Source organism: Aeromonas piscicola, assembly GCF_000820005.1.
Taxonomy (GTDB): domain Bacteria; phylum Pseudomonadota; class Gammaproteobacteria; order Enterobacterales; family Aeromonadaceae; genus Aeromonas; species Aeromonas piscicola.
This window is the reverse complement of sequence record NZ_CDBL01000044.1, coordinates 190481-214968: the sequence shown is the minus strand read 5'-3', so window position 1 is coordinate 214968 and position 24488 is coordinate 190481. Positions and strand designations below refer to the sequence as shown.

The following is a 24488-nucleotide window of genomic DNA, read 5'->3' as shown; positions in this document are numbered from 1 at the left end:
AATTTGATCGGGCTGATCGCTAAATGTCAGACCAGCCTTGAAACCAGCATGGAAGCGCCAAAGGCTAGCCGGCAGCAGACCGGTACGCTCTCAGGATGAGTTGTGATTTTCTCTTCTCACAGGAGACAAACCGTGAGCGCTTCGACACCACACCCTCATCACGCCGCCGTCCCACCCGGCTCAGGCGCCCTGTATCCAGACATTCGCCACCCTGGGTTTTGCCGTGCTCTACTCCACCCTGGTGCTCTACGCCACCAAGCGGCTCGGCTTTAGCGAATCCCAGGCCAACGCCATGATGGGGATCTTCGGTGCCTTCAATTACGGCCTGCACCTGTTTGGCGGTTATCTCGGCGGGCGTTACCTGAGCAACCGCAACCTGTTCGTGATGGGGATGCTCTTGCAGGTGATCGGCTGCTACCTCATCGCCGAGATGGGCATCACCGGCCTCTACTGGGGGCTCGCCATGTTCCTCACCGGCAGCGGCCTCAACGTCACCTGCCTCAACATGATGCTGACCCAGCGCTTTGCCCCTGATGACCACCGCCGCGAGAGCGCCTTCCTGTGGAACTACGCCGGGATGAATCTGGGCTTCTTTATGGGCTTCTCGGTGGCGGGCTACTTCCAGCTCACCGAGGATTACCGCACCCTGTTCCTGTTCGCCACCCTCGGCAACGTGCTGGCCATCATCGCCACCCTGTTCTTCTGGCCCATTCTGGCGGATATCAACACCCCGCTGCGCCATATCAAGGGGCGCGGCTTCTACCTGCGGATGCTCGGTGGCCTCGCCATTCTGGCGCTGCTGGTGCCCGCCCTGCGCCTGCTGCTGACCCACGCCAACTTTAGCGGCAGCTTCGTGCTGATGCTGGGGGCAGTGGTGCTGGTGCTGCTCTGCGTGATGACCGCCCGCCATCCGGATGCCGCCGAGCGCAGCCGCATGGTGGCCTATCTGATCCTCGCTTTGGGTTCGCTGATCTTCTGGTCGCTCTACCAGCTGGCACCCATGGGGCTGATGCTCTTCTCCGAACACAACATCAACCTCAACGTGTTCGGGCTGCGGGTCGCCCCCCAGTGGATCCAGAACATCAACACCAGCGTCATCGTCATCGGCGGCCCGCTGATGGCGCTGCTGTTCAAACGGCTGCGCGAGCAGGGCTGGAACATCGACATCCCCTCCCAGTTTGCCGCCTCCCTGTTCTGCATGGGACTGGGGATGCTGGTGCTGCCGATCGGCATCCATCTAGCGGGTGCCGACGGGCTGGTCGCCTTCAAGTGGATCGCCATCAGCTATGTGCTGCAGAGTCTGGGCGAGCTGCTGATCTCCCCCATCGGTTACGCCATGATTGGCAAGCTGGCCCCCGCCAGTCTGCAAGGCTTGATGATGGGCTGCTGGATGATGGTGACCGGCGTCGCCTCGGTACTGGCGGGGTATGTCTCCGGCGCCATGCCGCAAAATATCGGCAGCACCCCGGTCGCCACCAACCCGGGTTACAGCTCGGTATTCAATATTCTGGGCTGGGGCTCGCTGGCAGGAGGCGTGGTGTTGCTGCTGTTGGTGCCCCGCCTGCGTCAGTTGATCGCCTCCAAGATCACTCCGCCACCGGCAGGCGCTGCCATTCCCGTCTGATCGGATTCGGGTCAGCGATTTAACCAGTCTCTGCCAGACCAAACGGTGTAATCAGCAACGCTGGCGATAACACAAAGGGCCCCGCCATCATGGATGACGGAGCCCTCTCTTTTTAGCTGAATTGATGGATCTTTTCAGTTCGGCAGAACGGCGGCTGTGGTGATTTTCGCACCAAATCAGCCAATCAATTTTTGGCTGTCGTACCAATGAAACAATCCAGTATGTGGGACAAGCTGCGCAGCCCATTGCAACGGCAACCTCGCGGGGCACAACCTTGGTATACGATTGTCTGCACCACAACCGAATAAATATCGAGAGACACCATGAGTGAAGATCACTCTGCCGCCATGCCGGTATTGAATGACAAGGATTGCTATGGTTTCGAGCGCAAAAGTGCCGGGGATTTTCCCTTTTATCGCGAGGGGCCCCATGCATTATCTGCCCGTCGCTGGGTACTGATCCTGCTTGGTGTAGCCCTGGGTTTCTCGATGCTGACGGTGCCTGTCGCATTTTTTAAAACCACCATGGGCGGCTTTGTTCCCGCCATCCTGTTCCCGCTTATCCCGCTGGCCGTGCTCGCCATGATGGTAGGTAAAGGGTGGCGAGCACTGTTTCGCACGCCGACATGGCGGGATGTTCTGTTGATGGTCGCCATTGTTGGCGCCAATATTCTGGTCTCCTTCACCGTTGCAATCTTGCTGCAGCTGCTTTTCAAGATGAATACCAATCCGGTCAATACCCTACTGGCAGGGGCATCCGATACGGCACTCATCCTCTTTTATTTAAAAACGGCCCCGCAACTCTTCGGTGAGGAGGTGGTCTCCATATTGCCGTTTCTGGCTGTGCTCTGGTTTTGTCACCAAAAACTCGCCATGACACGCAAGCGTGCAATCATCACCGCCTGGCTCTGTACTGCGCTTATCTTCGGTGCGTTGCATCTGCCCACTTATGAGTGGAATTTTGTGCAATGTTTTCTGGTCATCGGGACGGCACGAATTGTGCTGCTAAGTGGCTACATCATTACCAAAAACATTTGGGTATCAACCGGCGCACACATTATCAATGACTGGCTGCTGTTTACCATCATGGCGGCGTTTCTGGGTGGTCACGCAGCCGGGTAGGGGCAATCCGTGCAGCCCATTGCACCAGCAACCTCGCGGGTCAATCGCGGTGCAATTCACCCTGTTCATTGCACCCGACGGTTACCTCCCCTCACCCTAACCCTCTCCCAAAGGGAGAGGGGACAAGTACATGCCAACCTTTGGCCGTAGCTGTCACGCCATTCCAAAATCGCTGCGATCTGGGCTCCCTTCTCCCACTTTTTGCCATAAACAGGGGAAAGAATTGGGGATAAAGAAGAGTAAAATAAAGAATCACCAAGCATTCGATTATTTGATGGCCAAACACAACCGTTTGAGCAACTGATATAGAAAGAGTGATTGAATAACAGTCAGTGCTATGGTCAACCAAGCCAATATACTCATGTTACCAAGGTAGCCATCGACATTAGTTAAAATCATCGAAGACACTACAGCAGCCGAGCCACTGAATATATGTTGAAAAACATTTTGCAATGACATGAACCCCGCTCTTTCCCAAGGTTCTGCTACTTGACTATTAACAGTAGCAACGGTGATCGTCCGTATCGAAGTAACCACCATGAATAACGTGAAAATCACTATGGTCGGCAACCAGGGTTCACGCATGAAGCCATCCCAAACAACGGCAATCGTCAATACCCCCATCAAAATCGTCACTCTCATTGCGCCAAAACGGTCAATAAAATATCCACCAAACTGCATCGCAAACAAGCTAAAAATACCTCCCATGACATAGTAGCCACTCATATCGCCACGAGGTACATCAAGGTTGAATTGAAAATAAGCTGCAATGTTTGGCACAATAAGGAAGGTACTGAAAATTGCCAATCCAATTGCCATAAATGCATTCCACACCACAGGTCGTTTCAACATTTCAATCGATGAAAAAACCTTCTGGCTCCGTCCCAAGTGGGCCGTCATCCCGGGCAGCCTTATATAGGCTGCCACGCAGACACACAATCCCAAACCACCAACGACATAGAAAGGTGCACTCCATCCTTTTAACATTGCCAGCTCCAATCCCAACGGTACACCTGCAATAGCTGACAACGAGAAAGCCCCCATCACTATGGCCATCGCTCGACCACGTTGCTTTAGTGGCGTGGTATCCACAACGATCGCCAGAGCGATGGATGTTGCCGGACCGGCAAAAACACCGGCCAGCAAGCGGGTAAAGAACAAACTTTCCATATCCCATGCTAACGCGCACGCCCAGGTGGATAGCGTGATCCCCAACAATGAGAGCAGTGCAACATGCTTTCTATCAAATCGGTCTAGATATCTGGCACATAATAACGATGACAGTGCGGCAGCCAATGCATACCCACCACCTAAATATCCTATATAGGTTGGACTTATATTTAGCGCGCGAGATAAATCAGGCCCAAGAGGCATAATCATCATGAAATCAAGAGCACTGACCAATTGCATCAATGCGGCCAACCTGACTGCGTTGAAATCCACAACCGAACTATTAACCTGCGTTTTTTCATCCGCATTATTTTTATCTAGCATCATAGTGTTTACTCTCAATCTTCAGAGATGAACAGTATACCCACTATCACAATTTAATTTTATTCGTTAAAATGGCACAGATTGTTATCATATTAGGGATAATCAATGCGTACAGGCATGGAATTGAATGCGCTGAGAGTTTTCATTGCAGTGGTTGAAAACAGCAGTTTTGTCGGGGCATCTAAAACCCTTCAAATACCCACATCAAATGTGAGCCGCAGTATCTCTCAATTGGAAGAAGCCTTGAACCTTCAACTGATTGAACGCACAACCCGCCATATGAAGCTCACACAGGCAGGGCAACTGCTCTATACCCGAGTAAAGCCATTACTGGAATCACTGGAGCAAACCGAGGCTGAATTGACATCACAACAGATCCAGCTGAAAGGGTCATTACGCATCTGCATCCCCAATGAAGCCGGTCCAAAACTGCTCGGTACCGCCATTGCTGACTTTGCCTGTCAACATCCCGAGATAAAGATCAGCTGTATCACCAATCTGTCCGGACTTGAATCATTAAAAGAGGATCTGGACATGGCAATCATCATTCACAGAGGAAAGATGGATGATAGCGATTATATCGCCAGCCATCTGACAACCATTCCCTGTACCGTTGTTGGCTCCCCCTCATTGATCCAGAAGTGGGGACTTCCCAACCACACGTCACATCTAAAAGATCTCCCCTGCATCACTACGGTGAGCGCTCTGAAAGGGATGCCTTGGCAATTTACTCGCACAAACAGTGAATTTTCCACCATACAGGTGAATGAACACTACCGGGTCAATAGTGGCGAACTGGCGTTAAAAGCAGCAATAGCCGGTGTAGGGTTTGCCATTCTTGCCAAGGTATCTTGCCAAGAGTTTATTGATGATGGCAGGTTGATTGAGATTGAACTTGAGTTACCCGCCGCCCCATTGCAGTTGTTTGCTGTTTATGCAAACCGTCAATATCTCCCTGCTAAAACTCGCGTATTTATTGAGTTCGTACGGCAAAAAATCATGAATTATAAGTAACTAGAACCGGTAAAGCCTCAACAGATCAGGCTGACTTTTCAAGATATCAAAAAGATGAGCCACCCAGCTTTTATCGTTCGCGAACGTCTGATTACGCTTCGCTAATCAAACCTATGATCATAGCCAGACTCAGTATCCCCGCCACACAAAAGTCCGTCGCACACAGTGACTGACCATGTGATGGCAAGGCGTATCCGGCAATCTGACATGAACGGGCAATGGTCATCCCCCCGCCCTCAACAGTGACACCTCAAGCCAAGTACAGTCTTAGGCCATTGTAAAAATGGTGAGTGTCCCAGTTTCTCTTCATAACCCCCCTATATAGGTACTACATAATTCCTTCTGACTAGATAGAATAATTATGTTCAAAAAGAAACCAACATTAACACAGACACAGCTTATGGATTGATTGAAATGTTAAAAAAAGCCTCGTTAATTTTATTCATACTTACGTCGATGAATGTATCCGCTAATACAGCATGGTTTTCAGAGTGGCAGGCGTACAAACCAATAAATTGGCAAACAATTGGCACTTGGTATAGTTGCATTAGCATTGTAAATATATCTTCAGGTTCCATCGAAGTCACTGTGAGTTACTATAGCAGCAGTGGTGAAATGGTAACCCCACCATTAACTGGCTATAGTGCTGGTACAAATCCAAAGACTATATTAGGCCCTCGTCAAAGTGCGGGATGGTGTACAGCACCAAGTCAACTCGCTACTGGCACTAATATGTGGGGAGCTGGAATTGTCACTGCTACTCCCCTTGATGGTCAAACTGAGCCGGCTTTAGTCGTTGCACAAGCAGACCTGAGAAATTTAGCTCCATCTGGCAGCTATAATGCATGGACTAATGTCCCAATAAATGGTGGACTACCATTTTAATTTAGAGTATTTAAAAGGGCGCTTTCGCGCCCTTCTTAATAATTACCCTTCCTGACTTTCCTCCGCTACCGACTCGGCACCGGCGGCGGGTTCAATCTCTATCCTGTCCACCCGCTGCAAACCGCGGGGCAGCTTGGCGCCACGGCGGCCGCGCTCGCCACGGTAGTAGTCGAGATCGGCAGGTTTGAGGGTCAGCTTGCGCTTGCCGGCGAACAGGGTGACATATTGCCCCTGCGGGATAATGGCGGCCATCACCATAAACTCTTCCCGCGCCTTGACTCGCGCCGACGGTATGCTGATCAGCTTGTTACCCTTGCCCTTGCCGAGCACCGGCAGGGTGTTGAGCGGGAACAACAGCATGCGCCCCTCGTTGGAGATGGCCATGCAGAGATCGGTCTCCGGCGAGCCAATCTTCTGGGGAGCCATCACCAGGCCCCCTTCCGGCACTGTCAGCAGCGCCTTGCCGTTCTTGTTCTTGCCGATGAGATCGTCATAGGTGCAGACGAAGCCATAACCGGCATCCGAGCAGATGAGATAGGGTTCCCCCTCGTTGCCCATCACCAGATGGCGCACCTCTTCCCCTGCGCCCAGCGCAAAGCGGCCGGTGAGCGGCTCACCCTGACTGCGGGCAGATGGCAGCGTGTGGGCTTCCAGTGCATAGGTCCGCCCCAGGGTCGAGAGGAACACCGCCTGCTGGTTGCTGCGGCCACAGGCGTGGGCAAGATAGCCATCCCCCGCCTTGTAGGAGAGGCCTGCCACGTCCACGTCGTGGCCCTTGGCGGCCCGCACCCAGCCAGCACCCGAGAGGATGACGGTGACCGGCTCGCTCGGAGTCAGCTCTTTCTCGGTCAGGGCTACCGCGCTGGCGCGCTCCACCAGCGGGGTGCGGCGATCGTCGCCGTACTTCTCGGCATCCGCCAGCAGCTCTTTCTTGAGCAGGGTGTTGAGGCGGCGCTCCGAGCCCAGCAGCAGTTCGAGCTTGTCGCGCTCTATGGCCAGCTCGTCCTGCTCGGCACGCAGCTTGAACTCTTCCAGCTTGGCCAGGTGACGCAGTTTCAGCTCGAGGATAGCCTCGGCCTGGGTCTCGCTGATGTTGAAGCGCTCCACCATCACCTTGCCCGGCTCATCCTCGGTACGGATGATCTCGATCACCTCGTCGATGTTGAGATAGGCCACCAGCAAGCCTTCGAGGATGTGCAGGCGAGCCAGCACCTTGTCGAGGCGATACTGCAGGCGACGGCGCACCGTCTCGCGGCGGAAAATGATCCACTCGGAGAGGATCATCTTGAGAGTCTTCACCTGGGGACGGTTGTCCAGCCCCAGTATGTTGAGGTTGACGCGATAGTTCTTCTCCAGATCCGTGGTGGCGAACAGGTGGGCCATCAGCGCCTCCATGTCCACCCGGTTGGAGCGGGGAATGATCACCAGACGGGTCGGATTCTCATGGTCCGATTCGTCGCGCAGGTCGGTGACCATGGGCAGCTTCTTGGCCACCATCTGGGCGGCGATCTGCTCCATGATCTTGGCGCCGGAGGCCTGATGGGGCAGCGCCGTGATGACGATGTCGCCATCCTCCTCGTTCCACACAGCACGCTGCTTGATGGAGCCCTTGCCGGTCTCGTAGATTTTGCGGATGTCATCGCGCGGCGTGATGATCTCGGCGCTGGTCGGGTAGTCCGGCCCCTGAATGTGCGCCATCAGCGCATCCAGCCCGGCATTGGGGTTGTCGAGCAGCTCGGCACAGGCGTAGGCCACTTCCCGCGCGTTGTGGGGCGGAATGTCGGTCGCCATACCCACGGCTATGCCTGTGATGCCGTTGAGCAGTATGTGAGGCAGGCGGGCGGGCAGCACCACCGGCTCTTTCATGGTGCCGTCGAAGTTCGGCGTCCAGTCCACAGTGCCCTGGCCGAGCTCGGAGAGCAGCAGCTCGGAGAAGCGCGACAAGCGCGCCTCGGTATAACGCATGGCGGCGAAGGATTTGGGATCGTCCGGCGCACCCCAGTTGCCCTGACCGTCCACCAGCGGGTAGCGGTAGGAGAAGGGCTGGGCCATCAGCACCATGGCTTCATAACAGGCGCTGTCGCCGTGAGGGTGGTATTTACCCAGCACGTCACCCACGGTACGGGCGGATTTCTTGTGCTTGGAGAGGGCCGACAGACCCAGCTCGCTCATGGCGTAGATGATCCGCCGCTGCACGGGTTTGAGGCCATCGCCGATGTGGGGCAGGGCCCGATCCATGATGACGTACATGGAGTAGTTCAAGTAAGCCTGTTCGGTAAAGGTGCGCATTGGCTGGCGCTCTACCCCGTCCAGACTGAGCTCGATAGCATCACTCATGTGATAGTTCTCTTTCGGTTCGGGAGCCGCCACAGGGCGACTCCGGCTAAATGCTTGCTGGCCCTTACAGGGCCAGCCGACGGCTTAGATGATGGCGAGATTGCCCTTCTCTTCCAGCCACTCGCGACGATCCGGGGCGCGCTTCTTGGCCAGCAGCATGTCCATCAGTTGCAGGGTCTCGTCCCCCTCCTCCATCTCGCCCATGGTGAGCTGCACCAGACGGCGGGTGTTGGGATCCATGGTGGTTTCCCGCAGCTGTTTCGGGTTCATCTCGCCCAGACCCTTGAATCGGGTCACCATCACCTTGCCCTTCTTCTTCTCGGCCTCGACCCGCTGCAGCACGCCGTTCTTCTCGTCCTCGTCGAGGGCGTAGTAGACCTCCTTGCCGATGTCGATCCGGTAGAGCGGCGGCATGGCCACATAGACGTGACCCTTGTTGACCAGGGTGCGGAAGTGCCTCACAAACAGGGCGCAGAGCAGGGTGGCGATGTGCAGACCGTCCGAGTCCGCATCCGCGAGGATGCACACCTTGCCGTAGCGCAGGCCGGAGAGATCCTCCGAGTCCGGATCCAGGCCGATTGCCACCGAGATGTCGTGCACTTCTTGCGAGGCGAGCACCTGGCCGGCCTCCACCTCCCAGGTGTTCAGTATCTTGCCGCGCAGGGGCATGATGGCCTGAAATTCGCGATCCCGCGCCTGCTTGGCGCTGCCGCCCGCGGAGTCACCCTCCACCAGGAACAGTTCGCCCTGCATGGGGTCGGCGCAGTTGCAGTCGGTCAGCTTGCCGGGCAATGCGGGGCCCTGGGTGATTTTCTTGCGCACTACCGTCTTGGCGGCCCGCAGCCGGCGCTGGGCGCTGGAGATGCAGATCTCGGCGATCTGCTCCGCCAGCTCGGTATTGCTGTTGAGGAACAGACTGAAGGCATCCTTCACCACCCCCGACACGAAGGCCGAGCTCTGGCGTGACGACAGCCGCTCCTTGGTCTGGCCGGCGAACTGGGGATCCTGCATCTTGATGGAGAGGATGTAGGCGCAGCGATCCCAGATGTCTTCCGGAGTCAGCTTGACCCCGCGCGGCAGCAGGTTGCGGAACTCGCAGAACTCGCGCATGGCGTCGAGTAGACCCTGGCGCAGACCGTTGACATGAGTACCGCCCTGAGGCGTCGGGATCAGGTTCACATAGGATTCGGCGAGGCACTCACCCCCTTCCGGCAACCAGCAGAGCGCCCAGTCCACCGCAGACTGCTCTGTGCTGAAGGCGCCGACGAAGGGCTGCTCCGGCAGGCAGGTGAACTGCTTGACCGCATCGACCAGATAATCCTTGAGGCCATCCTCGTAGCACCACTCCAGCTTGATGCCGGTGTTCTTGTCGAGGAACTTGATGGTGAGGCCGGGGCAGAGCACGGCCTTGGCTTTGAGCAGGTGCTCCAGCTTGGTGACCGAGAAGCGAGGCGAGTCGAAATAGCTCGCCTGCGGCCAGAATCGCACCCGGGTGCCCGTGTTGCGGCGCCCGCAGGTGCCGGTGATGGTCAGCTCCTGCACCTTGTCGCCGCGCTCGAAGGCGATGTCATAGACCTGGCCGTCGCGACGTACCGTCACCTCGACCCGATCGGAGAGTGCGTTCACCACCGAAATACCCACCCCGTGCAGACCGCCGGAGAATTGATAGTTCTTGTTGGAGAACTTGCCCCCCGCGTGCAGCTTGCAGAGGATCAGCTCCACGCCGGATACCCCTTCCTCCGGGTGGATATCGACCGGCATGCCGCGGCCGTCATCGATCACCTCGAGGGACTGGTCTTCAAACAGGGTCACCTCCAGAGTACGGGCGTGGCCCGCCAGCGCTTCATCGACGCTGTTGTCGATGACCTCCTGGCCGAGGTGATTGGGCCGGGTGGTGTCTGTGTACATGCCGGGGCGACGACGCACCGGTTCGAGGCCATTGAGGACCTCAATGGCATCCGCATTGTATTGAGTGGACATGGAGGGCCTTGCGAATTGACGTTTGGGGAGAATCTTACTCGTTGGGAGGGCCTTGGACAAACCCGACTGCGGGAAAGGGTGATACAGACAGGGGCCGGTCAGGCCCAAGTCCGGACTCAGGTCGCGGCTGACGCCACCGGCAGCGCCTGCTGCAGCTGGGAGAGAGAGCTGTGCAGCCGCCACACCATGCCAGCCAGATCCAGCGCCGCCGGATCCCGATGACGAGCCAGCCCCTGGCTGATGCGTTGCAGCTCGGCCAGCGTCCGTTCGAGGGAGTCATGCTGCACCCCCCGCTCGGTAAGGATCCCTCGCAGGCAGCGAATGCAGGCATCTCGCACCAGATAGAGCGGCTGATCGTCGCCACGCCACTGGCGCAACTGCCAGACGATGTGGCTGCAGTTGAGCAGCACCACGCCCCAGCGCAACACCCAGAGCCGGGCGGTCTGATCCTGGCTCTGGCTGAGCTGGCTGATGCCGTGATAGATGCGCGATTCGAACTGGCTCTCGCTCTGCTGTGGCCTGGACGCCAGCTGGTCCATGAAGTCGTGGCGCAGGATACGCATGATGCGGCGACTCTTGCGCCGATCCGAGCTCGGCCGCAGGATCTGGAACGCCAGCCCGGCCGCCATCACCCCCAGCACCTGACTGACGCTGGTATTGATGAACAACGAGTAGTCGTAGCTCGGCGGGTTGGTGATGGAGAGAAAGGAGCCGAGCAGCACGATGAGCTGACCCCACAGCACCGCCATCCTGGGCTTTTGCAGCTTGAACATCTGCATGGTGACAAGCACGGGAAACAGCAGGGCGCAGAACTGCCAGAAGTCGTCGATGCGGATCATCAGGCCGAACTTGACCGCGAAACAGACCAGGCTCAGCAGCAAAATAGCCTGCAGCATGGTGTTGACTCCCTTGACCGGCGCCGGCGTCGCCGAGTAGAGCACGCAGCAGATAGAGAGCATGGTCAGCGCCGTCCCCCCCAGATCCCACTGGCTGTGGATCCAGAAGGCGCAACCCAGCAGCACGCAGAGGAAGGTGCGGCCACCGTTGTAGGCCGCCTCATAGCTGTCGATGTGGCTGGTAAGGGAGGTATGACGCGGCGGGGCCGGCCACTCCCGATCGTCATACTGCTCCAGCCGGCTCAGCCAGCGCTGACACTCCAGATAGCTCCAGCAGAAGTGACGCAATCGCAGCCAGAAGGTGCGCTGACGATAATCGCCCCCTGCAGTCGGCGCGAACGGAGCCAGCAGGCGGGCGATGCGATACTTGTCGCACGCCGGCTTGCCCAGCTCGGTCAGCAGGCTGGCCAGCAGCGCCTGGATGCCCGCCGGTTGCTCCGGCCAGTTATGCAGCATGCGGCGCTGGCTGGAGATGAGGCTGATGATCCGCAGCTGGCGGTGCAGCAGGAAGTTGAGCAGCTTGTTGTGACGGCGCAGCCGGTGGTGGCTCCACACCGCCTGAATGCGCAGCACGTTCATGGTGAGGATCTGGCCGATCAGCCCCTCGTGGGCGCTGCGCACATCCGGGTTGGCCTCCCCCAGCCAGAGCAGCTGGGCGTGTTCCAGCAGGCGGCTCTGGCTCTTGCGCAGCGATTGCAGCAGGGTTTCGCTGTCGGAGGTGCTGGGCAGGATCATCATCATCAACCCGCCGCAGAGGATGCCGATGATCACCTCGCTCACCCGCGCCTGGGCAATGTCGAAGATGTGTTGCGGATCGACCACGTTGACGCAGGAGAAGGCGATGATGGCGGCCGTGTAGCCCGCCAGGGCAAAGGCGTAGGAGACGTTGTTCTGATAGTGGTTGGAGATGTAGGTACACAAGCCCAGCCAGAGGGCGATCAGAAAGCTGAACAGCCAGGGATCGCTGATGCCAAGACCGGTGATCACCACTGCCGCCATGGCACCGACCAGACTGCCGACCACCCGCCCCAGACTCTTGCTGATGACCCCGCCCACGGTGGGAAAGCTCACCACGGCGGCCGAGGTCATGGCCCAGTATGGGGCATCCAGCTGCAAGACAAATGCCAGCCAGAGCGACAGGCACATGGCCAGACTGTTGCGCAGGGCATAGCGCCACTGACCACCGCTGGCCTTGCCCCAGGGGGTCCGGCGCCAGAGCGACCCGATTGCGCTCACCTCATTCCCCTATGGTGATGGTGCAGGTGGTGCCCGCGATCAGGGCCAGCTCGGGCGGCACATCCAGCAGGCGGATCCGCACCGGCACCCGCTGGGCCAGCCGCACCCAGGGGACGTTCGGTTTGACGTCGAGCAGCAGGCTGCTGCCACCGTCCACGCTCTGATCGTGAATGGCGCGCCCTATGCTTTCCACCTCGCCGCGCAGGGTCTGATCCCCGCTGTAGAGCACCACTTCGGCCGGCTTGCCCGGCGCTATGCGCCTGAGCTTGGTCTCTTCGAAATAACCCTGCACATAGAAGGAGTGAATATCCACCAGTGCCACCAGCGGCACCCCGGCGCTGGCATAGTTGCCGACCCGGGTCTGCAGGTTGGTGATGTAACCGTCGCTCGCGGCATGCACCTGGGTCTTGGCGAGGGACCACTGCGCCTGCTCCAGATTGGCCTGGGCCACCTGATAGGCCGCCTTCATCGCCTGGGCATTGAGCCGTGCCTCGTCCCCGGCCTCCGCCGAGATGACGTTATTCGACAAGCCACGGCGACGCGTCGCCTCGTGCTCGGCCTTGTCGAGATCCGATTTGGCCTTGGCGAGCGCCGCGCTGGCGTTGTCGAGGGCGATCCGGTAGGGGGCGGGATCCAGGGTGAAGACCAGCTCTCCCGTCTTCACCAGCTGGTTGTCCTTCACCGCTATCTTGATGATCTTGCCCGATACCTCGGGGGTGATGCTGACCAGCTCGGCCCGCACCTTGCCATCCCGGGTCCAGGGGCCCTGCATGTAGTAGTTCCACAGCCACCAGCCCGCCGCCAGCGCCAGGGCGCAGACCAACAGGGTGGAGAAGTATTTGAGGGTCGCGAGGGGGGATTTAGCCATGTAACAGGATCCATAAAGCGCCACTGACGGCGAGGATAAACAGGGAGAGATCCATCAGCAGGGGATGCCAGACATCCCCGCCATAGAGCCAGTCACGCAGCAGATGATGCACCGGCAACCAGCCAAGCAGACCGAACAGCACGGCCTTGAACAGGGGTGGAAAGTAGAGCGAAGCGCCCAGTATCAGATCCGGCAGCGCTGAAGGGGTCGTCACAAGCGTGCTCCCTGTTGGCAGAGAAGGGCAGAGGAATCGGCCAGGGTCTGCACCAGAGCAGACCCGCCAAGGTTAACACAGCCATTTCAACCACTACAGGAGCAGATGGCTCCCTGCTGTCAGACCACTCGAGCGGGTTGAGCCTCTCGAGACAGACGAGGTTGTCATCATGCTCTCAACGAGTTGGGCGATCCGCTGGGTGATGCACCCCGTCTCGCGTCGGCACCTCCCCCAGTTCAAAGGGATTGACCCCCTCGAGACAGGCGAGGTTGTAGCCATACTCGGCCGGGTTGGAGCGGCGCTGGTGATGGGTGTAGATGCCGCAGACGCTGCAGAAGTAATGTTTCGCGGTGCGGGTGTTGAACTGGTAGCAGCGCAGCACCGCCTCTCCCTGCAGGATACGGATGCCCGAGAGCGGCACCGAGGCGACGATGGCGCCACGCCGCCGGCAGAGGGAACAGTCGCAGCGGCGTGGCTCCACCACCCCATCCGGCAAGGTGAGTTCCAGCACCACGGCCCCGCAATGACAGCTGGCCTTGTGTCTCTCTTGAATGGGGGTGTTGCCAATGCGTTTTATCATGCAGCCTCCTTGCCGCCGGGCGCTGGGCCCTGTCGTCTCAATCGAACAACGTCTCGCGCCGCCCCTGCTGCAGATGGGCATGCAGGGTATGCAGCTGGGACGCCAACACCCTGTGCAGGGAGAGCGGCGGCAGGGCATTGAGGGCGAAGTAAGCCGCGCCCCGGGTTTCGTCGGTCTCGGTGAGCAGCTGGCCCCCCGTCACCTCGCACAGGAAGAAGGCCTTGTGGGCATGGGGAAGCTGGGGTGGATGGGGGTGCTTGAGCTTGTCGAACAACGCCAGCAGTTGCACCGCCCGGCAGGTGAGCCCCGTCTCCTCGACCACCTCGCGCACCACGGCACCGGCCGGCGAGTCGCCTATGTCGCACCAGCCGCCCGGCAGGGTCCAGCAGCCGTCGCTACGCTCCTGCACCAGCAGGATGCGGCCCGCTTCATCCAGGATCAGGGCCCGCACATCCAGCTTGGGGGTGGGATAGCCGCTATCAAGGGCGATCCATGCTGAAATGGCGGCGGGATCCAGCTCGCTCTGACTGGCAATCAGGGCGACCGTGGCCGCTCTGAGCGCCTCGAAACGGCCTATATCGAAGGGATCCTTGGAATAGGCGAGGCCGGCCTGCGCCGTGGCCAGCACCTGTTCCAGAAAGGCGGCCAGCGGCGGTTGCATGGCTAGAGCCCGAGGAAGCGAATGATCTGGGCGGGGTAGCGCTCGAACCCGGTGAAGGCGTGATTGCCACCGCACTCCAGCGAGAGGCGGGCAAAGCGGTATTCGGTCAGCGCCTTGCGATAGTCGAGCACCTCATCCTCCTGCTGTTGCAGGATCCAGAGCCGTTCGGGGGCGGTTACCGGCACCGCCAACGCCCGCAGCTCGTCCATGTGTGCCGGCAGCAGCTCGTACTGCTCATCGGTATAGGGATTGGTCTGGGGGCCCAGGTAGTCGCAGAGCAGCTCATGAGGGCGCACCGCCGGATTGATCAGGGCCGCGCGGCAGCCATACAACTCGCTCACCCGGGTGACCATAAAGCCGCCGAGGGAGCTGCCCACGGCGCCAAGCTTGAGGCGGTCACCGTGGCGGGCGATGACCTCTTCAATGGTCTGCGCTATGGCCGCCCAGGCCGCCGCCGGCGTATTGGGCTGGGCCGGGATGATCACCTCGATGTCGGGCCTGTGCGCCGCTACCCAGGCAGCCATCTGCTGCGCCTTGGCAGAGCCGGGTGATGAATTGAAACCGTGCAGATAAAGCAAAACGGAGGTCATGGATACGGCCTCCTCAATAACCGGTAGCATCGGGGTCGGGCACAAACTGCCCCACCGGCAGACGCCACACCTGGCTCGCAACCCGGCCATCCGGATGCAGGGTAAGATAGCGCCAGCCCGGGCCTGACTCGTCCAGCGCGAAACCATCGCTGAGCGGCTTGAACTGGATGCAGGTAGAGGGACTGGCAATCAGCCGCACACCGCGATGCATCTCGTCAAACTCCTGATGGACATGGCCAAACAAGATGGTTTTCTGCTGGGGATGACGGGCCAGCACGGCGAACAGGTCATCGGCATTCTTGAGATTGTGCTGATCCAGCCAGGCGCAACCCACAGGCACGGCCTGATGGTGCAGGGCGATGAGGGCATGGCGCTCTGGGTGCTGGCGCAGTGCACTGTCCAGCGCCGCCAGTTGGTGATCGCCGAGCACGCCATGAGGTTTGCCGCGTACCTGGGTATCCAGCAGTATCACCTGCCAGTGCTCGCCCACCAGCTGCTTGGCCTCGCTGATGCCGGCCGCGTGCAGGTATTCGGTCATCAGGGGGCCGTCGTCATGGTTGCCGGGCAGCCAGTAGATGGGACGTGCCAGCGGGGCCATCATGCTGGCAAAGCGCTGGTAGGACTCCGGACTGTGATCCTGCGACAGATCGCCAGTCGCCAGGATCAGATCAAATGGATGATCGTTGGCCTGCACCCGCTCCAGCACGGCAGCCAGGCTCTCTGCGGTGCGTACAGCCAATAGCCGCCCCTCGGCACTCGCGAAGAGATGGGTGTCGGTAATTTGTAACAGGCGCACACTGCCGTCCTGCGCCTGGGGTAGCTCTGTTTCCAAAATCACGCTTCTTTTTATAAGTTCAACTAGAGGATGTTTATCAGGCTGGTACCATGTCTGAGACAAAATCTTAGCCAATCGGCCAGGAACAGATTTACCTGCTCCTTTTCATCTCGCTGGTGCATTTTTTTATTGGGATAATCATAACGTGGTTGCAACCTCGAAATCTGTTGCGCCGCACACACTTCCGCCATCCGCACGTCATGATACAAACGAATCTCTATGCGAGCCTGCAAGTAGCTCGGCAATTCCGGGTTATGCTGGGCCAAGATCACCTGGCTGGTGAAGCGGCTCTCCTCGCTGACAGTAAGCTGGAACTGCAGGCCGTTGCCCACCTGATAGCGGCGTTCGGCCCCGACTGTGCCGCCCGGCGGCAGCAGCTTCATCAAGGCCATATAATTCACCTCGCAGGTCCGCTGCAAGGACATCAAGTCAGGCACATAGCGCCTGGCCTGGGTGTGAACGAGCCCCACCTTAACGCCCCGCCAGCCAGCGAGCCCGCAGCTCGCCGTGATTGAGGGCCAGCCACTGCAGCGCGATGACGGAGGCCGCGTTGTCGATACGCCCCTCTTTGAGCCAGGCATAGGCCTGCTCGCGGCTCACCACGTGCACCCGAATATCCTCGCCCTCCTCCGCCAGACCGTGGATCCCCTCGGCCTTGCTGGCATCCACCTCGCCCACATAGACCTCGATCCGCTCCGTGCTGCCACCCGGACTCACCAGATAGCTGATGGCATGCTCGCAGCGACCCACCTCGATGCCCGCCTCTTCCACCGCCTCCCGGCGCACCACGGCTTCGGCGGTCTCCCCTTCATCTATGATGCCGGCCACCAGCTCCAGCAGCCAGGGTGTGGGGCTGGTCTCGATGGCGCCGATGCGGAACTGCTCCACCAGCACGATCTGGTCGCGCACAGGGTCATAGGGCAGCAGGGCGCCGGCATGGCCGCGCTCGAACAGCTCGCGCACTATGGGTTCATTCCAGCCCCCCGCAAATAACCTGTGCTGCAGGCGATAGACATTCACTTTGAAGAAGCCGTTATATCCCGATGATTTCTCGATAATTTTTACATCATCGGCAGAAAAGTGACGGGTTTGGGGCAAGGCTTGCTGCGACATACGAGACTCCCGCCAGCTTGACTTGGCTCGGTTTGACCATAAAATCCGAGAACATGAATGAACATTCATTCACTCGTTCCCGACGGAGATGAGGGATGGATTTTAGCAGCCACAGGGCATTTGGCTAGGCACGAGGGGGAGAAAACTCCCCCTCGTGCTTGACGTTCCTGTCGCTGGAAAAGAGACAGTTAGCATAAAATTTTGCTTATAGTAGAGTGATTAAGCTGAAATCAAGCTTGGTCAGTGACAATACCCCTCCTTCATCCAGCGACAGCTTTGGGTTAATACATAAGGTTAAAACGATCTATGAAAAGAACACTCTTGTCAGCCATGGTGTTGCTGGGCGTCAGCGCCGGCGCTCATGCCGAAAACCTGCTCGATATTTACCAACAGGCTCAGATCAAGGACACCCAGTTGCTGGAATCCAAGGCCAAGCGTGACCAGGCTTTCGAGAAGATCAATGAATCCCGCGCAGCCCTCTTGCCCCAAATCAATCTGGGTGCCGGTCTGAACTACCTGCAGAACAAGGGTGACACCCAGACCAACAGCAACGCCACCGGCTCCCTCTCGCTGGATCAGTCCATCTACCGCCGCAGCAACTGGGTCAATCTGGATCTGACAGAGAAGAGCGCTACCCAGTCCGATGTGGCCTATAACCTCGAAGTCCAGAACCTGATGCTGCGTACTTCCCAGGCCTATTTCGACGTGCTCAAGGCGATGGACACCCTGGAGTTCGTTCGCGCCAACAAGGCTGCGGTGGAACGCCAGCTGGAACAGACCCAGCAGCGCTTCGAAGTGGGCCTGACCGCCATCACGGACGTGCATGAGGCCGAGGCCGAGCGCGACCAGGCCCTGGCGGACGAGATCAATGCCGAAAACACCCTGGACAACAGCTACGAGAGTCTGCGTGAACTGACCGGCATAGACCACCGTCAGCTGGACGTGCTCAACACTGAGCGCTTCACCCCGCAAAAGACTCCGTTCAACTCCGACAAGTGGCTGGAGCTGGCGCTGGACAAAAACCTGCAACTGCACAGCGCCCGCATCGGCAAGGACATCGCCAAGGAACAGATTGATCTGGCCAAGACGGGTCACGAGCCGACCGTGGATCTGGGCGCCGGTCTCTCCACCAGCTACAACGACTACAAGGACGAGATCCGCAACCCCGAGAGCAACAGCAATCAGGGCAACATTGGCCTGAACTTCAAGCTGCCGCTCTACACGGGTGGTGCAACCACCTCCCAGGTCAAGCAGTCACAGTTCAACTACGTGGCCGCCAGCGAGCAGCTGGAGCGCAGCTTCCGCTCGGTGCAGAGCACTGTTCGCTCTTCCTACAACAACGTGAACGCCAGCATCGGCTCGGTGCGCGCCTACAGCCAGTCCGTCATCTCCGCCGACAGCGCCCTCAAGGCGACCGAGGCCGGCTATGAGGTCGGTACCCGCACCATAGTCGACGTGCTGGACTCCACCCGCAAGCTGTACCAGGCCAAGCAGAAGCTCTCCGAAGCCCGCTACAACTACATCCTCAGCATCCTCTCCCTCAAGCAGGCCGCCGGCACACTTGAGCAAAAGGATCTGGAAGAGGTGAACCAGGGGCTGATGCCTGCAGCCCAGGTCACCAAGAAGTCCTGAGCCCCGCAGCTCATGCCATGAAAAAGGCGACCTCAGGGTCGCCTTTTCGTTATCTGCGCTTTCTGTTGCCCACACCGGCCGGTTGCTTTACCGCTGGCTGGTGCCGCAGCAGTGTCACTGCCGCCCTCTGGCGCGCGCCAGACATAAAAAACCCGGCCTGGGCCGGGTTTTGACTCATCCGCGTTCGCGGATGGTCTTGATGATGTCGGAGGTGGAGCAGCCATCCTCGAAGTTGAGCACGCGCACCTCGCCACCGTTGGCGGTTACCTCGTCGTAACCGGCGATATCCTTCGGCTTGTAGTCACCACCCTTGACCAGCAGGTCGGGCAGCACTTCAGCGATCAGCCGCTGGGGCGTGTCTTCGGCGAAGGGCACCACCCAGTCCACTGCGCCCAGCGCAGCCAGCACGGCCATGCGACGGTCGGTCGAATTGACCGGGCGACCCGGCCCTTTCAGGCGACGGACAGAGTCATCGGTATTGACCGCCACTATCAGGCGATCCCCCAGCTTGCCGGCATTGGCGAGGTAGGAGACGTGACCGGCGTGCAGTATGTCGAAGCAGCCGTTGGTCATCACCACCTTCTCGCCACGCAGGCGGGCAGCCTGCACGGCAATCTTGAGCTGAGCCTCGGACATGACGCCAAAACCGGTCTCCTGCTCGGTGTAGAGAGCATTGGCCAGCTCGACCGGGCTGACGGTGGAGGTGCCCAGCTTGCCTACCACGATACCGGCGGCGGTGTTGGCCAAGGCACACGCCTCGTCCAGGCTCATGCCGGCGGCCAGAGAAGTGGCCAAGGTGGAGATGACGGTATCACCGGCACCCGTCACGTCGTAGACCTCGTGGGCCTGGGCCGGCAGGTGCAGCTCTGGCTGACCTTCGCGGATCAGGGTCATGCCGTTTTCGGAACGGGTAACCAGCAGAGCCTCCAGCTCGAAACGCTTGACCAGCTCCAGCCCCTTGGCGACCAGATCCTCTTCACCCTTCACCTTGCCCACCACGGCCTCGAACTCGGACATGTTGGGGGTCAGCAGGGTGGCGCCGCGATACTTCTCAAACTCGGTCCCCTTGGGGTCGACCAGTACGGGAATGCCGGCGGCGCGGGCACGCTGGATCATGCCGGGAACGTCGTTGAGGGCACCCTTGCCATAGTCGGAGAGGATCATCACGTCGCTGTTAGGCAGCGCCTGCTCCACCTTGTTCATCAGCAGAGTGGAATCGACATCGTGGAAAGCTTCCTCGAAGTCGAGGCGCAGCAGTTGCTGATTGCGGGACAGTACCCGCAGCTTGGTGATGGTCGGATAGTCGGCCAGACGAACGAAATCACAGGCGACCTTGACGCCAGCCATCTGGCCAGCCAGAGCATCGGCGGCCTCATCCTGACCGGTCAGGCCCAGCAGCACGGCGTGAGCACCCAGGGCGGCAGAGTTGAGTGCCACGTTGGCGGCGCCACCCGGGCGCTCCTCGATGTGTTCAACCTTGACCACGGGCACCGGGGCCTCGGGCGAGATCCGGCCGGTGGGGCCATGCCAATAGCGGTCCAACATGACATCGCCAACGACCAGAACGCGGGCTTTTTCAAACTCGGGCAGGGTGATCTTCATCTGTATCGACTCTCAAAACCTGAAAAATTCAGTCCCGGATTTTATCACACTCTTTTATACGGTGTAGAAAAAGCAAACCTGTGGTTTCCATTTAAGGAAACTTGAGGAAACCCATAGTTACATTTCGCACCACGCGGCTCAGACGCAAGCAGCCCCTCTGACCAGCGCATAGCCATTCGCCCCCGACCCCGCTTTTCGGCTAGAATCCCCCGATTGCGAGTAAAACTGTCCGACCAGGATATCCACGTGCCTTTATCGCCTCCCCTTTTCGGCCGGATTTCCCCGGCCCATTGCGATTGTGAACAAGAGACTTTTCATGGCCCACGATAATGCACCCCGCCTCGACCCCCATCTGTTCCACCCCCGCTACTGGGGCAGCTGGCTCGGCCTCAGCCTGCTCTGGCTGCTGGTATTGCTGCCCTGGCGCAGCCAGATGTGGCTGGGCCGTCAATTGGGTCGTCTCGCCCGCAAGCTGCTGAAATCCCGCGTCAAGATTGCCCGCCGCAATCTGGAACTGGCGCTGCCCGAGCTGACCAAGGATGAGCGGGAGAAGCTGCTCAAGGCCAACTTCGAGAGCGTCGGCTGCGCCATCTTCGAGGTGGGCATGGCCTGGTTCTGGCCGGATTGGCGGATGCGCAACCTGATGAAGGTGGAAGGGGAAGAGCACGTCATCGCCGCCATGGAGAAGGGCCAGGGCATGTTGCTGCTCTCCTGCCACTTCCTGACGCTGGAGCTGAACGCCCGCTGCTTCGGCCTGGTGCGACCCGGGGTCGGCGTCTACCGCCCCAACACCAATCCGGTGCTGGAATATGCCCAGTACCACGGTCGCTGCGCCTCCAACAAGTATCTGGTGGACCGCATGGACGTGAAGGGGATGATCAAGGCGCTGCGCAACGGCGACGCCCTCTGGTATGCGCCGGATCACGACTACGGTGCTCACGCCAGCGTGTTCGTGCCCTACTTCGCGGTCGAACAGGCCGCCACCATCACCGGCACCGCCACCCTGGCACGGGTGAAAAATACCGTCACCCTGCCCTGCTACAACATCCGTACCAAAGAGGGCTACGTCTTGCATATAGGAGCGCCGCTCGCCGACTACCCCAGTGGCGATGACGTGGCCGATGCCACCCGCGCCAACAAGGAGATAGAGGCTGCAGTTCGCAAAGCCCCCGAGCAGTACATGTGGCTGCACCGTCGTTTCAAGACCCGGCCCAATCCGGATGACGCAGGCTACTACTGAGTCAGAAAGGGATGAAAAAACCGCCGCGAGGCGGTTTTTTCTGACCTGCAGCCCGGAAAGGGTTTTCATTCGTGGCTGAATATTTTATTAATGGCAGTGCCGAGCGGCGGGCCAGGCTCCGCCAGGAACAATAAAACAAACGAAGGGAAGCGAACATGAAAGCCACTCTTTTACTGGGCGCCCTGTGCGTATTGGCAGGTTGCAGTCACCAGACCCAGAGCGTGCACCTCACCTCTCTCCCCCTGAGCGATATCACGGATGTGAATGCCCAGTGGAGCCCTCTCAGCAGGAACGAATCCCGCTATCCCAAGGAGGCCATACTGGCCGAAAAGATGGGGTGTACCTCGCTCGAATACGTGATCAATGAAGCGGGCCGGGCCGAGCAGATCCGCGTGCTGGCACGCAGTGACGATGCATTCAGCGAGGCCGCAATAGAGACGCTGCAGCAGTGGCAATGGCAGGCAACCACCGCCAATTCGGGCCATCTCCCCGTCAAGTCCCGGACCCGGTTCGAATTCTGCATCGAACATAACGGCCAGCCCTGTGACACCAGCGGGCTGGCGCAGCTCTGCCAGGGTGAAGACATGGTCCGCAGCACGGGGCAGGTCTACACCCAGGTCTGAGCACAGCCTCGTCTGGCAGTACATCCCACATGAAAAAGGTGAGCCCAGGCTCACCTTTTTCGTTGTCACCATTGTCCGTCACCGCCGCGCCCTGCAAGGCACGGATGTCATGCCCCCGCGTGCAGCCAGGCGGCGATGGCCAGTTGCAACCGCACATAGTCGGCGCGATGGAACAGCATCGACAGGGCCGCTTGCCGCTCAGTGTCGGCCGGTGCCTGGGCCAACAAGGCCAGATGAGTCGACAAATCGGTCAGCGTCGCCAGCCACACTGGCGCCCGCGGAGCGGCAGCCTCGACGATGAACGCAACCCCTTGCCGGATCTCTTGCAGCGCCAGGCGTCGCGGCTCAGAGTCCGCCTGTTCCAGCCAGTACTGCTCGTGATGTTGCCAATGTTGCAGGCCCGCGGTGATGCGCATAGCGGCATCGACCCCATTGGCCACAGGCAAGGATTGCAGCGCCAGCGGCTTGCCGAGTCCCGCCAGCCGATAGCCGCGCTGCGCCTTGGATTGCGCCCCCAGCCTGACCCCACCGAGCCCGGCCAGCTGCTCTGCCAACCCGAACAGAGCGCGGGCATCGCCGGACTTGAGTTCCAGCTCCAGCTCATCGATGCAGGTCTTGCCCAGCGAACCGACGATCTCGCCCTGATCCCAGGCCAGCTCGATCTCGGCCCCCTCGAAGGCTACCAGCCAGTGACGGCGCAGAAAGTCGGTCCTGAATTGGGCAACCAACTTGCCCTGGATTTCGTCGCGCACCACCACACTCGGCCAAAGCTCGACTGGAAAAGCGGCAAGCAGGGGCACATCGCCATGCACGGGGGCATTATATTCGGGCCTGGCATGCAATCCCCCCACCACCTGACCCCGACATTTAATCGTCTGCTCGGCAAAATCATCGCTGCGACGAATACGCAATCCCATTTCCAGCTGACGTAAATCCAGGGTCGGCGTATCAAAATAGACATTGCCTAGTTCGACCTGGGAGCTTGATATAATTTCGAGTGAATTCAGAAGCTTGAATAGTGGCTGTTGAATATCTTGTGAGACAAAAAACTTTATCTCGATCTCAGTTTGCATAGTCATTCCGGGCTGGCAGGCAACTTTGGGGGGCATGATGTGAAACGCGAGGATATAATGCCTGCGATACATCAGGATTAATTCACGGTTTTATTGATGGCGCAGTTCGGTTACCATGCGCCCCTCATAAAATCGTATCGAGTGTTTTTTCACCGACACAGGTTTGGCCATGCCAGTAAATACTATTTTGGGGCTTTTTGCCAAGTCCCCCATCAAGCCGCTGCAGAAGCATATCGTCAAGGTTCACGTGTGCTGCGAGCAGCTCATTCCCTTCTTTGATGCCGTTGCCGAAGACCGTTGGGAAGATGCCGAGAAGATCCGGCAGCAGATAGCCCAGCTGGAAAAAGAGGCTGACATCCTCAAGCGTGAAATTCGTCTGAAACTGCCTCGCGGCCTGTTCCTGCCGGTCGCCCGTACCGACCTGCTGGAGCTGCTGACCCAGCAAGACAAGATTGCCAACCGTGCCAAGGATATCTCCGGCCGCATGCTTGGTCGTCGAATGGAATTCCCTGCCGAGATGCGTGCCGATTTCATGGCCTATCTCAAACGTTGTATCGATGCGACCGCCCAAGCCGAAAAAGCCATCGGAGAACTCGATGAGCTGCTCGAAACCGGCTTCAAAGGACGTGAAGTTGAAATGGTTGCCGAGATGATCCACCAGCTGGATCTTATCGAGGACGATACTGACACCATGCAGATCGGACTGCGCCAACAGCTGCAAGCCGTTGAGCAGAAATACAATCCGATCGACGTTATGTTCCTCTACAAGATCCTCGAATGGGTAGGTGACCTGGCAGATCAGGCCGAGCGCGTTGGCGCCCGTCTGGAACTGATGCTGGCTCGTTCGTAATCGACTGACTGGGTAAACAC

The 24488-nt window shown here is 59.0% G+C and carries 22 protein-coding genes; 8 read left to right on the top strand and 14 right to left on the bottom strand.

What is annotated here, in order from left to right; all coding sequences use genetic code 11:
* The first annotated feature begins 223 nt into the window (after window positions 1-223).
* Both BN1128_RS10065 and BN1128_RS10060 read left to right on the top strand, forming a co-directional pair.
* Window positions 224-1624 (top strand): peptide MFS transporter, encoded by a 1401-nt coding sequence (locus BN1128_RS10065; RefSeq protein WP_244464577.1) that lies wholly within the window; start codon window positions 224-226, stop codon window positions 1622-1624.
* Window positions 1625-1947: 323 nt separating this feature from the next.
* Window positions 1948-2745, top strand: coding sequence for a CPBP family intramembrane glutamic endopeptidase (locus tag BN1128_RS10060; RefSeq protein WP_052445506.1), 798 nt, complete (start codon window positions 1948-1950; stop codon window positions 2743-2745).
* A gap of 267 nt (window positions 2746-3012) precedes the next feature.
* On the opposite strand, the gene BN1128_RS10055 is transcribed toward BN1128_RS10060, so the two are convergent.
* On the bottom strand, window positions 3013-4242 hold the full coding sequence (locus BN1128_RS10055; protein WP_420864930.1) for an MFS transporter: 1230 nt from the start codon (window positions 4240-4242) through the stop codon (window positions 3013-3015).
* A 102-nt stretch (window positions 4243-4344) separates the two neighbouring features.
* Here BN1128_RS10055 and BN1128_RS10050 point away from each other — a divergent pair, with 102 nt between their 5' ends.
* Both BN1128_RS10050 and BN1128_RS25315 read left to right on the top strand, forming a co-directional pair.
* Complete coding sequence (locus tag BN1128_RS10050; RefSeq protein ID WP_042868226.1) at window positions 4345-5253, top strand: LysR family transcriptional regulator; 909 nt, start codon at window positions 4345-4347, stop codon at window positions 5251-5253.
* A gap of 414 nt (window positions 5254-5667) precedes the next feature.
* Window positions 5668-6138 carry a hypothetical protein gene (locus BN1128_RS25315; protein ID WP_156140175.1) on the top strand — a complete coding sequence of 157 codons (471 nt, stop codon included), beginning with the start codon at window positions 5668-5670 and terminating at the stop codon, window positions 6136-6138.
* Window positions 6139-6180: 42 nt separating this feature from the next.
* Here the strand turns inward: BN1128_RS25315 and parC are convergent, their stop codons facing one another.
* From parC to nudF, 11 genes are all read right to left on the bottom strand, one after another.
* Window positions 6181-8475 carry a DNA topoisomerase IV subunit A gene (parC, locus tag BN1128_RS10045; RefSeq protein ID WP_042868223.1) on the bottom strand — a complete coding sequence of 765 codons (2295 nt, stop codon included), beginning with the start codon at window positions 8473-8475 and terminating at the stop codon, window positions 6181-6183.
* A gap of 84 nt (window positions 8476-8559) precedes the next feature.
* Window positions 8560-10455: a DNA topoisomerase IV subunit B gene (gene parE, locus BN1128_RS10040; RefSeq protein ID WP_042868220.1), complete on the bottom strand. Its 1896-nt coding sequence runs from the start codon at window positions 10453-10455 to the stop codon at window positions 8560-8562.
* Window positions 10456-10571: 116 nt separating this feature from the next.
* Window positions 10572-12587 (bottom strand): FUSC family protein, encoded by a 2016-nt coding sequence (locus tag BN1128_RS10035; protein WP_244464576.1) that lies wholly within the window; start codon window positions 12585-12587, stop codon window positions 10572-10574.
* Window position 12588: 1 nt separating this feature from the next.
* On the bottom strand, window positions 12589-13455 hold the full coding sequence (locus tag BN1128_RS10030; protein ID WP_042868217.1) for an efflux RND transporter periplasmic adaptor subunit: 867 nt from the start codon (window positions 13453-13455) through the stop codon (window positions 12589-12591).
* A complete protein-coding gene (locus BN1128_RS10025; protein ID WP_042868215.1) occupies window positions 13448-13690 on the bottom strand; it encodes a DUF1656 domain-containing protein in 243 nt (80 codons plus the stop codon). The genes BN1128_RS10030 and BN1128_RS10025 overlap by 8 nt, the downstream gene beginning before the upstream one ends.
* A gap of 154 nt (window positions 13691-13844) precedes the next feature.
* A complete protein-coding gene (locus BN1128_RS10020) occupies window positions 13845-14249 on the bottom strand; it encodes a GFA family protein (RefSeq protein ID WP_042868212.1) in 405 nt (134 codons plus the stop codon).
* A 37-nt stretch (window positions 14250-14286) separates the two neighbouring features.
* Window positions 14287-14910 (bottom strand): NUDIX hydrolase, encoded by a 624-nt coding sequence (locus BN1128_RS10015; RefSeq protein WP_042868210.1) that lies wholly within the window; start codon window positions 14908-14910, stop codon window positions 14287-14289.
* Window positions 14911-14912: 2 nt separating this feature from the next.
* Entirely contained in the window at window positions 14913-15500 is a 588-nt protein-coding gene (locus BN1128_RS10010; protein ID WP_042868207.1) for a YqiA/YcfP family alpha/beta fold hydrolase, read from the bottom strand.
* Between the two features lie 13 nt (window positions 15501-15513).
* Window positions 15514-16332, bottom strand: coding sequence for a 3',5'-cyclic-AMP phosphodiesterase (cpdA, locus tag BN1128_RS10005; RefSeq protein ID WP_042868205.1), 819 nt, complete (start codon window positions 16330-16332; stop codon window positions 15514-15516).
* 26 nt (window positions 16333-16358) lie between these two features.
* Window positions 16359-16760 carry a DUF1249 domain-containing protein gene (locus tag BN1128_RS10000; RefSeq protein ID WP_276556205.1) on the bottom strand — a complete coding sequence of 134 codons (402 nt, stop codon included), beginning with the start codon at window positions 16758-16760 and terminating at the stop codon, window positions 16359-16361.
* 46 nt (window positions 16761-16806) lie between these two features.
* A complete protein-coding gene (gene nudF / locus BN1128_RS09995; RefSeq protein WP_042868200.1) occupies window positions 16807-17448 on the bottom strand; it encodes an ADP-ribose diphosphatase in 642 nt (213 codons plus the stop codon).
* A gap of 306 nt (window positions 17449-17754) precedes the next feature.
* On the opposite strand from nudF, the gene tolC reads away from it, so the two are divergent.
* Window positions 17755-19080, top strand: coding sequence for an outer membrane channel protein TolC (gene tolC, locus BN1128_RS09990; protein WP_042868198.1), 1326 nt, complete (start codon window positions 17755-17757; stop codon window positions 19078-19080).
* Between the two features lie 174 nt (window positions 19081-19254).
* On the opposite strand, the gene hldE is transcribed toward tolC, so the two are convergent.
* The gene (gene hldE / locus BN1128_RS09985; RefSeq protein ID WP_042868196.1) at window positions 19255-20682 is read right to left on the bottom strand and encodes a bifunctional D-glycero-beta-D-manno-heptose-7-phosphate kinase/D-glycero-beta-D-manno-heptose 1-phosphate adenylyltransferase HldE; all 1428 of its coding nucleotides are present in this window, start codon (window positions 20680-20682) and stop codon (window positions 19255-19257) included.
* 316 nt (window positions 20683-20998) lie between these two features.
* Between hldE and lpxL the strand changes: the two genes are divergently transcribed.
* Both lpxL and BN1128_RS09975 read left to right on the top strand, forming a co-directional pair.
* Window positions 20999-21922, top strand: a complete 924-nt coding sequence (gene lpxL / locus BN1128_RS09980) for an LpxL/LpxP family Kdo(2)-lipid IV(A) lauroyl/palmitoleoyl acyltransferase (RefSeq protein ID WP_042868194.1) — start codon at window positions 20999-21001, stop codon at window positions 21920-21922.
* Between the two features lie 155 nt (window positions 21923-22077).
* Window positions 22078-22545, top strand: coding sequence for an energy transducer TonB (locus BN1128_RS09975; protein ID WP_042868192.1), 468 nt, complete (start codon window positions 22078-22080; stop codon window positions 22543-22545).
* A gap of 107 nt (window positions 22546-22652) precedes the next feature.
* Here BN1128_RS09975 and BN1128_RS09970 read toward each other — a convergent pair whose 3' ends face one another.
* Window positions 22653-23618 carry a CYTH domain-containing protein gene (locus BN1128_RS09970; protein ID WP_042868190.1) on the bottom strand — a complete coding sequence of 322 codons (966 nt, stop codon included), beginning with the start codon at window positions 23616-23618 and terminating at the stop codon, window positions 22653-22655.
* A gap of 169 nt (window positions 23619-23787) precedes the next feature.
* Here BN1128_RS09970 and BN1128_RS09965 point away from each other — a divergent pair, with 169 nt between their 5' ends.
* Entirely contained in the window at window positions 23788-24468 is a 681-nt protein-coding gene (locus tag BN1128_RS09965; RefSeq protein ID WP_042653142.1) for a TIGR00153 family protein, read from the top strand.
* The last annotated feature ends 20 nt before the right edge of the window (window positions 24469-24488 follow it).

Bases quoted from the DNA above. Each gene is read 5' to 3' on its own strand.
- parC (WP_042868223.1), bottom strand. From the start codon at position 8,475: ATGAGTGATGCTATCGAGCTCAGTCTGGACGGGGTAGAGCGCCAGCCA.
- BN1128_RS09965 (WP_042653142.1), top strand. From the start codon at position 23,788: ATGCCAGTAAATACTATTTTGGGGCTTTTTGCCAAGTCCCCCATCAAG.
- BN1128_RS10060 (WP_052445506.1), top strand. From the start codon at position 1,948: ATGAGTGAAGATCACTCTGCCGCCATGCCGGTATTGAATGACAAGGAT.
- nudF (WP_042868200.1), bottom strand. From the start codon at position 17,448: ATGTCGCAGCAAGCCTTGCCCCAAACCCGTCACTTTTCTGCCGATGAT.
- hldE (WP_042868196.1), bottom strand. From the start codon at position 20,682: ATGAAGATCACCCTGCCCGAGTTTGAAAAAGCCCGCGTTCTGGTCGTT.
- BN1128_RS25315 (WP_156140175.1), top strand. From the start codon at position 5,668: ATGTTAAAAAAAGCCTCGTTAATTTTATTCATACTTACGTCGATGAAT.
- BN1128_RS10020 (WP_042868212.1), bottom strand. From the start codon at position 14,249: ATGATAAAACGCATTGGCAACACCCCCATTCAAGAGAGACACAAGGCC.
- BN1128_RS10000 (WP_276556205.1), bottom strand. From the start codon at position 16,760: ATGTCCTTGCAGCGGACCTGCGAGGTGAATTATATGGCCTTGATGAAG.
- BN1128_RS10030 (WP_042868217.1), bottom strand. From the start codon at position 13,455: ATGGCTAAATCCCCCCTCGCGACCCTCAAATACTTCTCCACCCTGTTG.
- BN1128_RS10015 (WP_042868210.1), bottom strand. From the start codon at position 14,910: ATGCAACCGCCGCTGGCCGCCTTTCTGGAACAGGTGCTGGCCACGGCG.
- BN1128_RS10050 (WP_042868226.1), top strand. From the start codon at position 4,345: ATGCGTACAGGCATGGAATTGAATGCGCTGAGAGTTTTCATTGCAGTG.
- BN1128_RS10055 (WP_420864930.1), bottom strand. From the start codon at position 4,242: ATGATGCTAGATAAAAATAATGCGGATGAAAAAACGCAGGTTAATAGT.
- parE (WP_042868220.1), bottom strand. From the start codon at position 10,455: ATGTCCACTCAATACAATGCGGATGCCATTGAGGTCCTCAATGGCCTC.
- lpxL (WP_042868194.1), top strand. From the start codon at position 20,999: ATGGCCCACGATAATGCACCCCGCCTCGACCCCCATCTGTTCCACCCC.
- BN1128_RS10010 (WP_042868207.1), bottom strand. From the start codon at position 15,500: ATGACCTCCGTTTTGCTTTATCTGCACGGTTTCAATTCATCACCCGGC.
- tolC (WP_042868198.1), top strand. From the start codon at position 17,755: ATGAAAAGAACACTCTTGTCAGCCATGGTGTTGCTGGGCGTCAGCGCC.
- BN1128_RS09970 (WP_042868190.1), bottom strand. From the start codon at position 23,618: ATGCAAACTGAGATCGAGATAAAGTTTTTTGTCTCACAAGATATTCAA.
- BN1128_RS09975 (WP_042868192.1), top strand. From the start codon at position 22,078: ATGAAAGCCACTCTTTTACTGGGCGCCCTGTGCGTATTGGCAGGTTGC.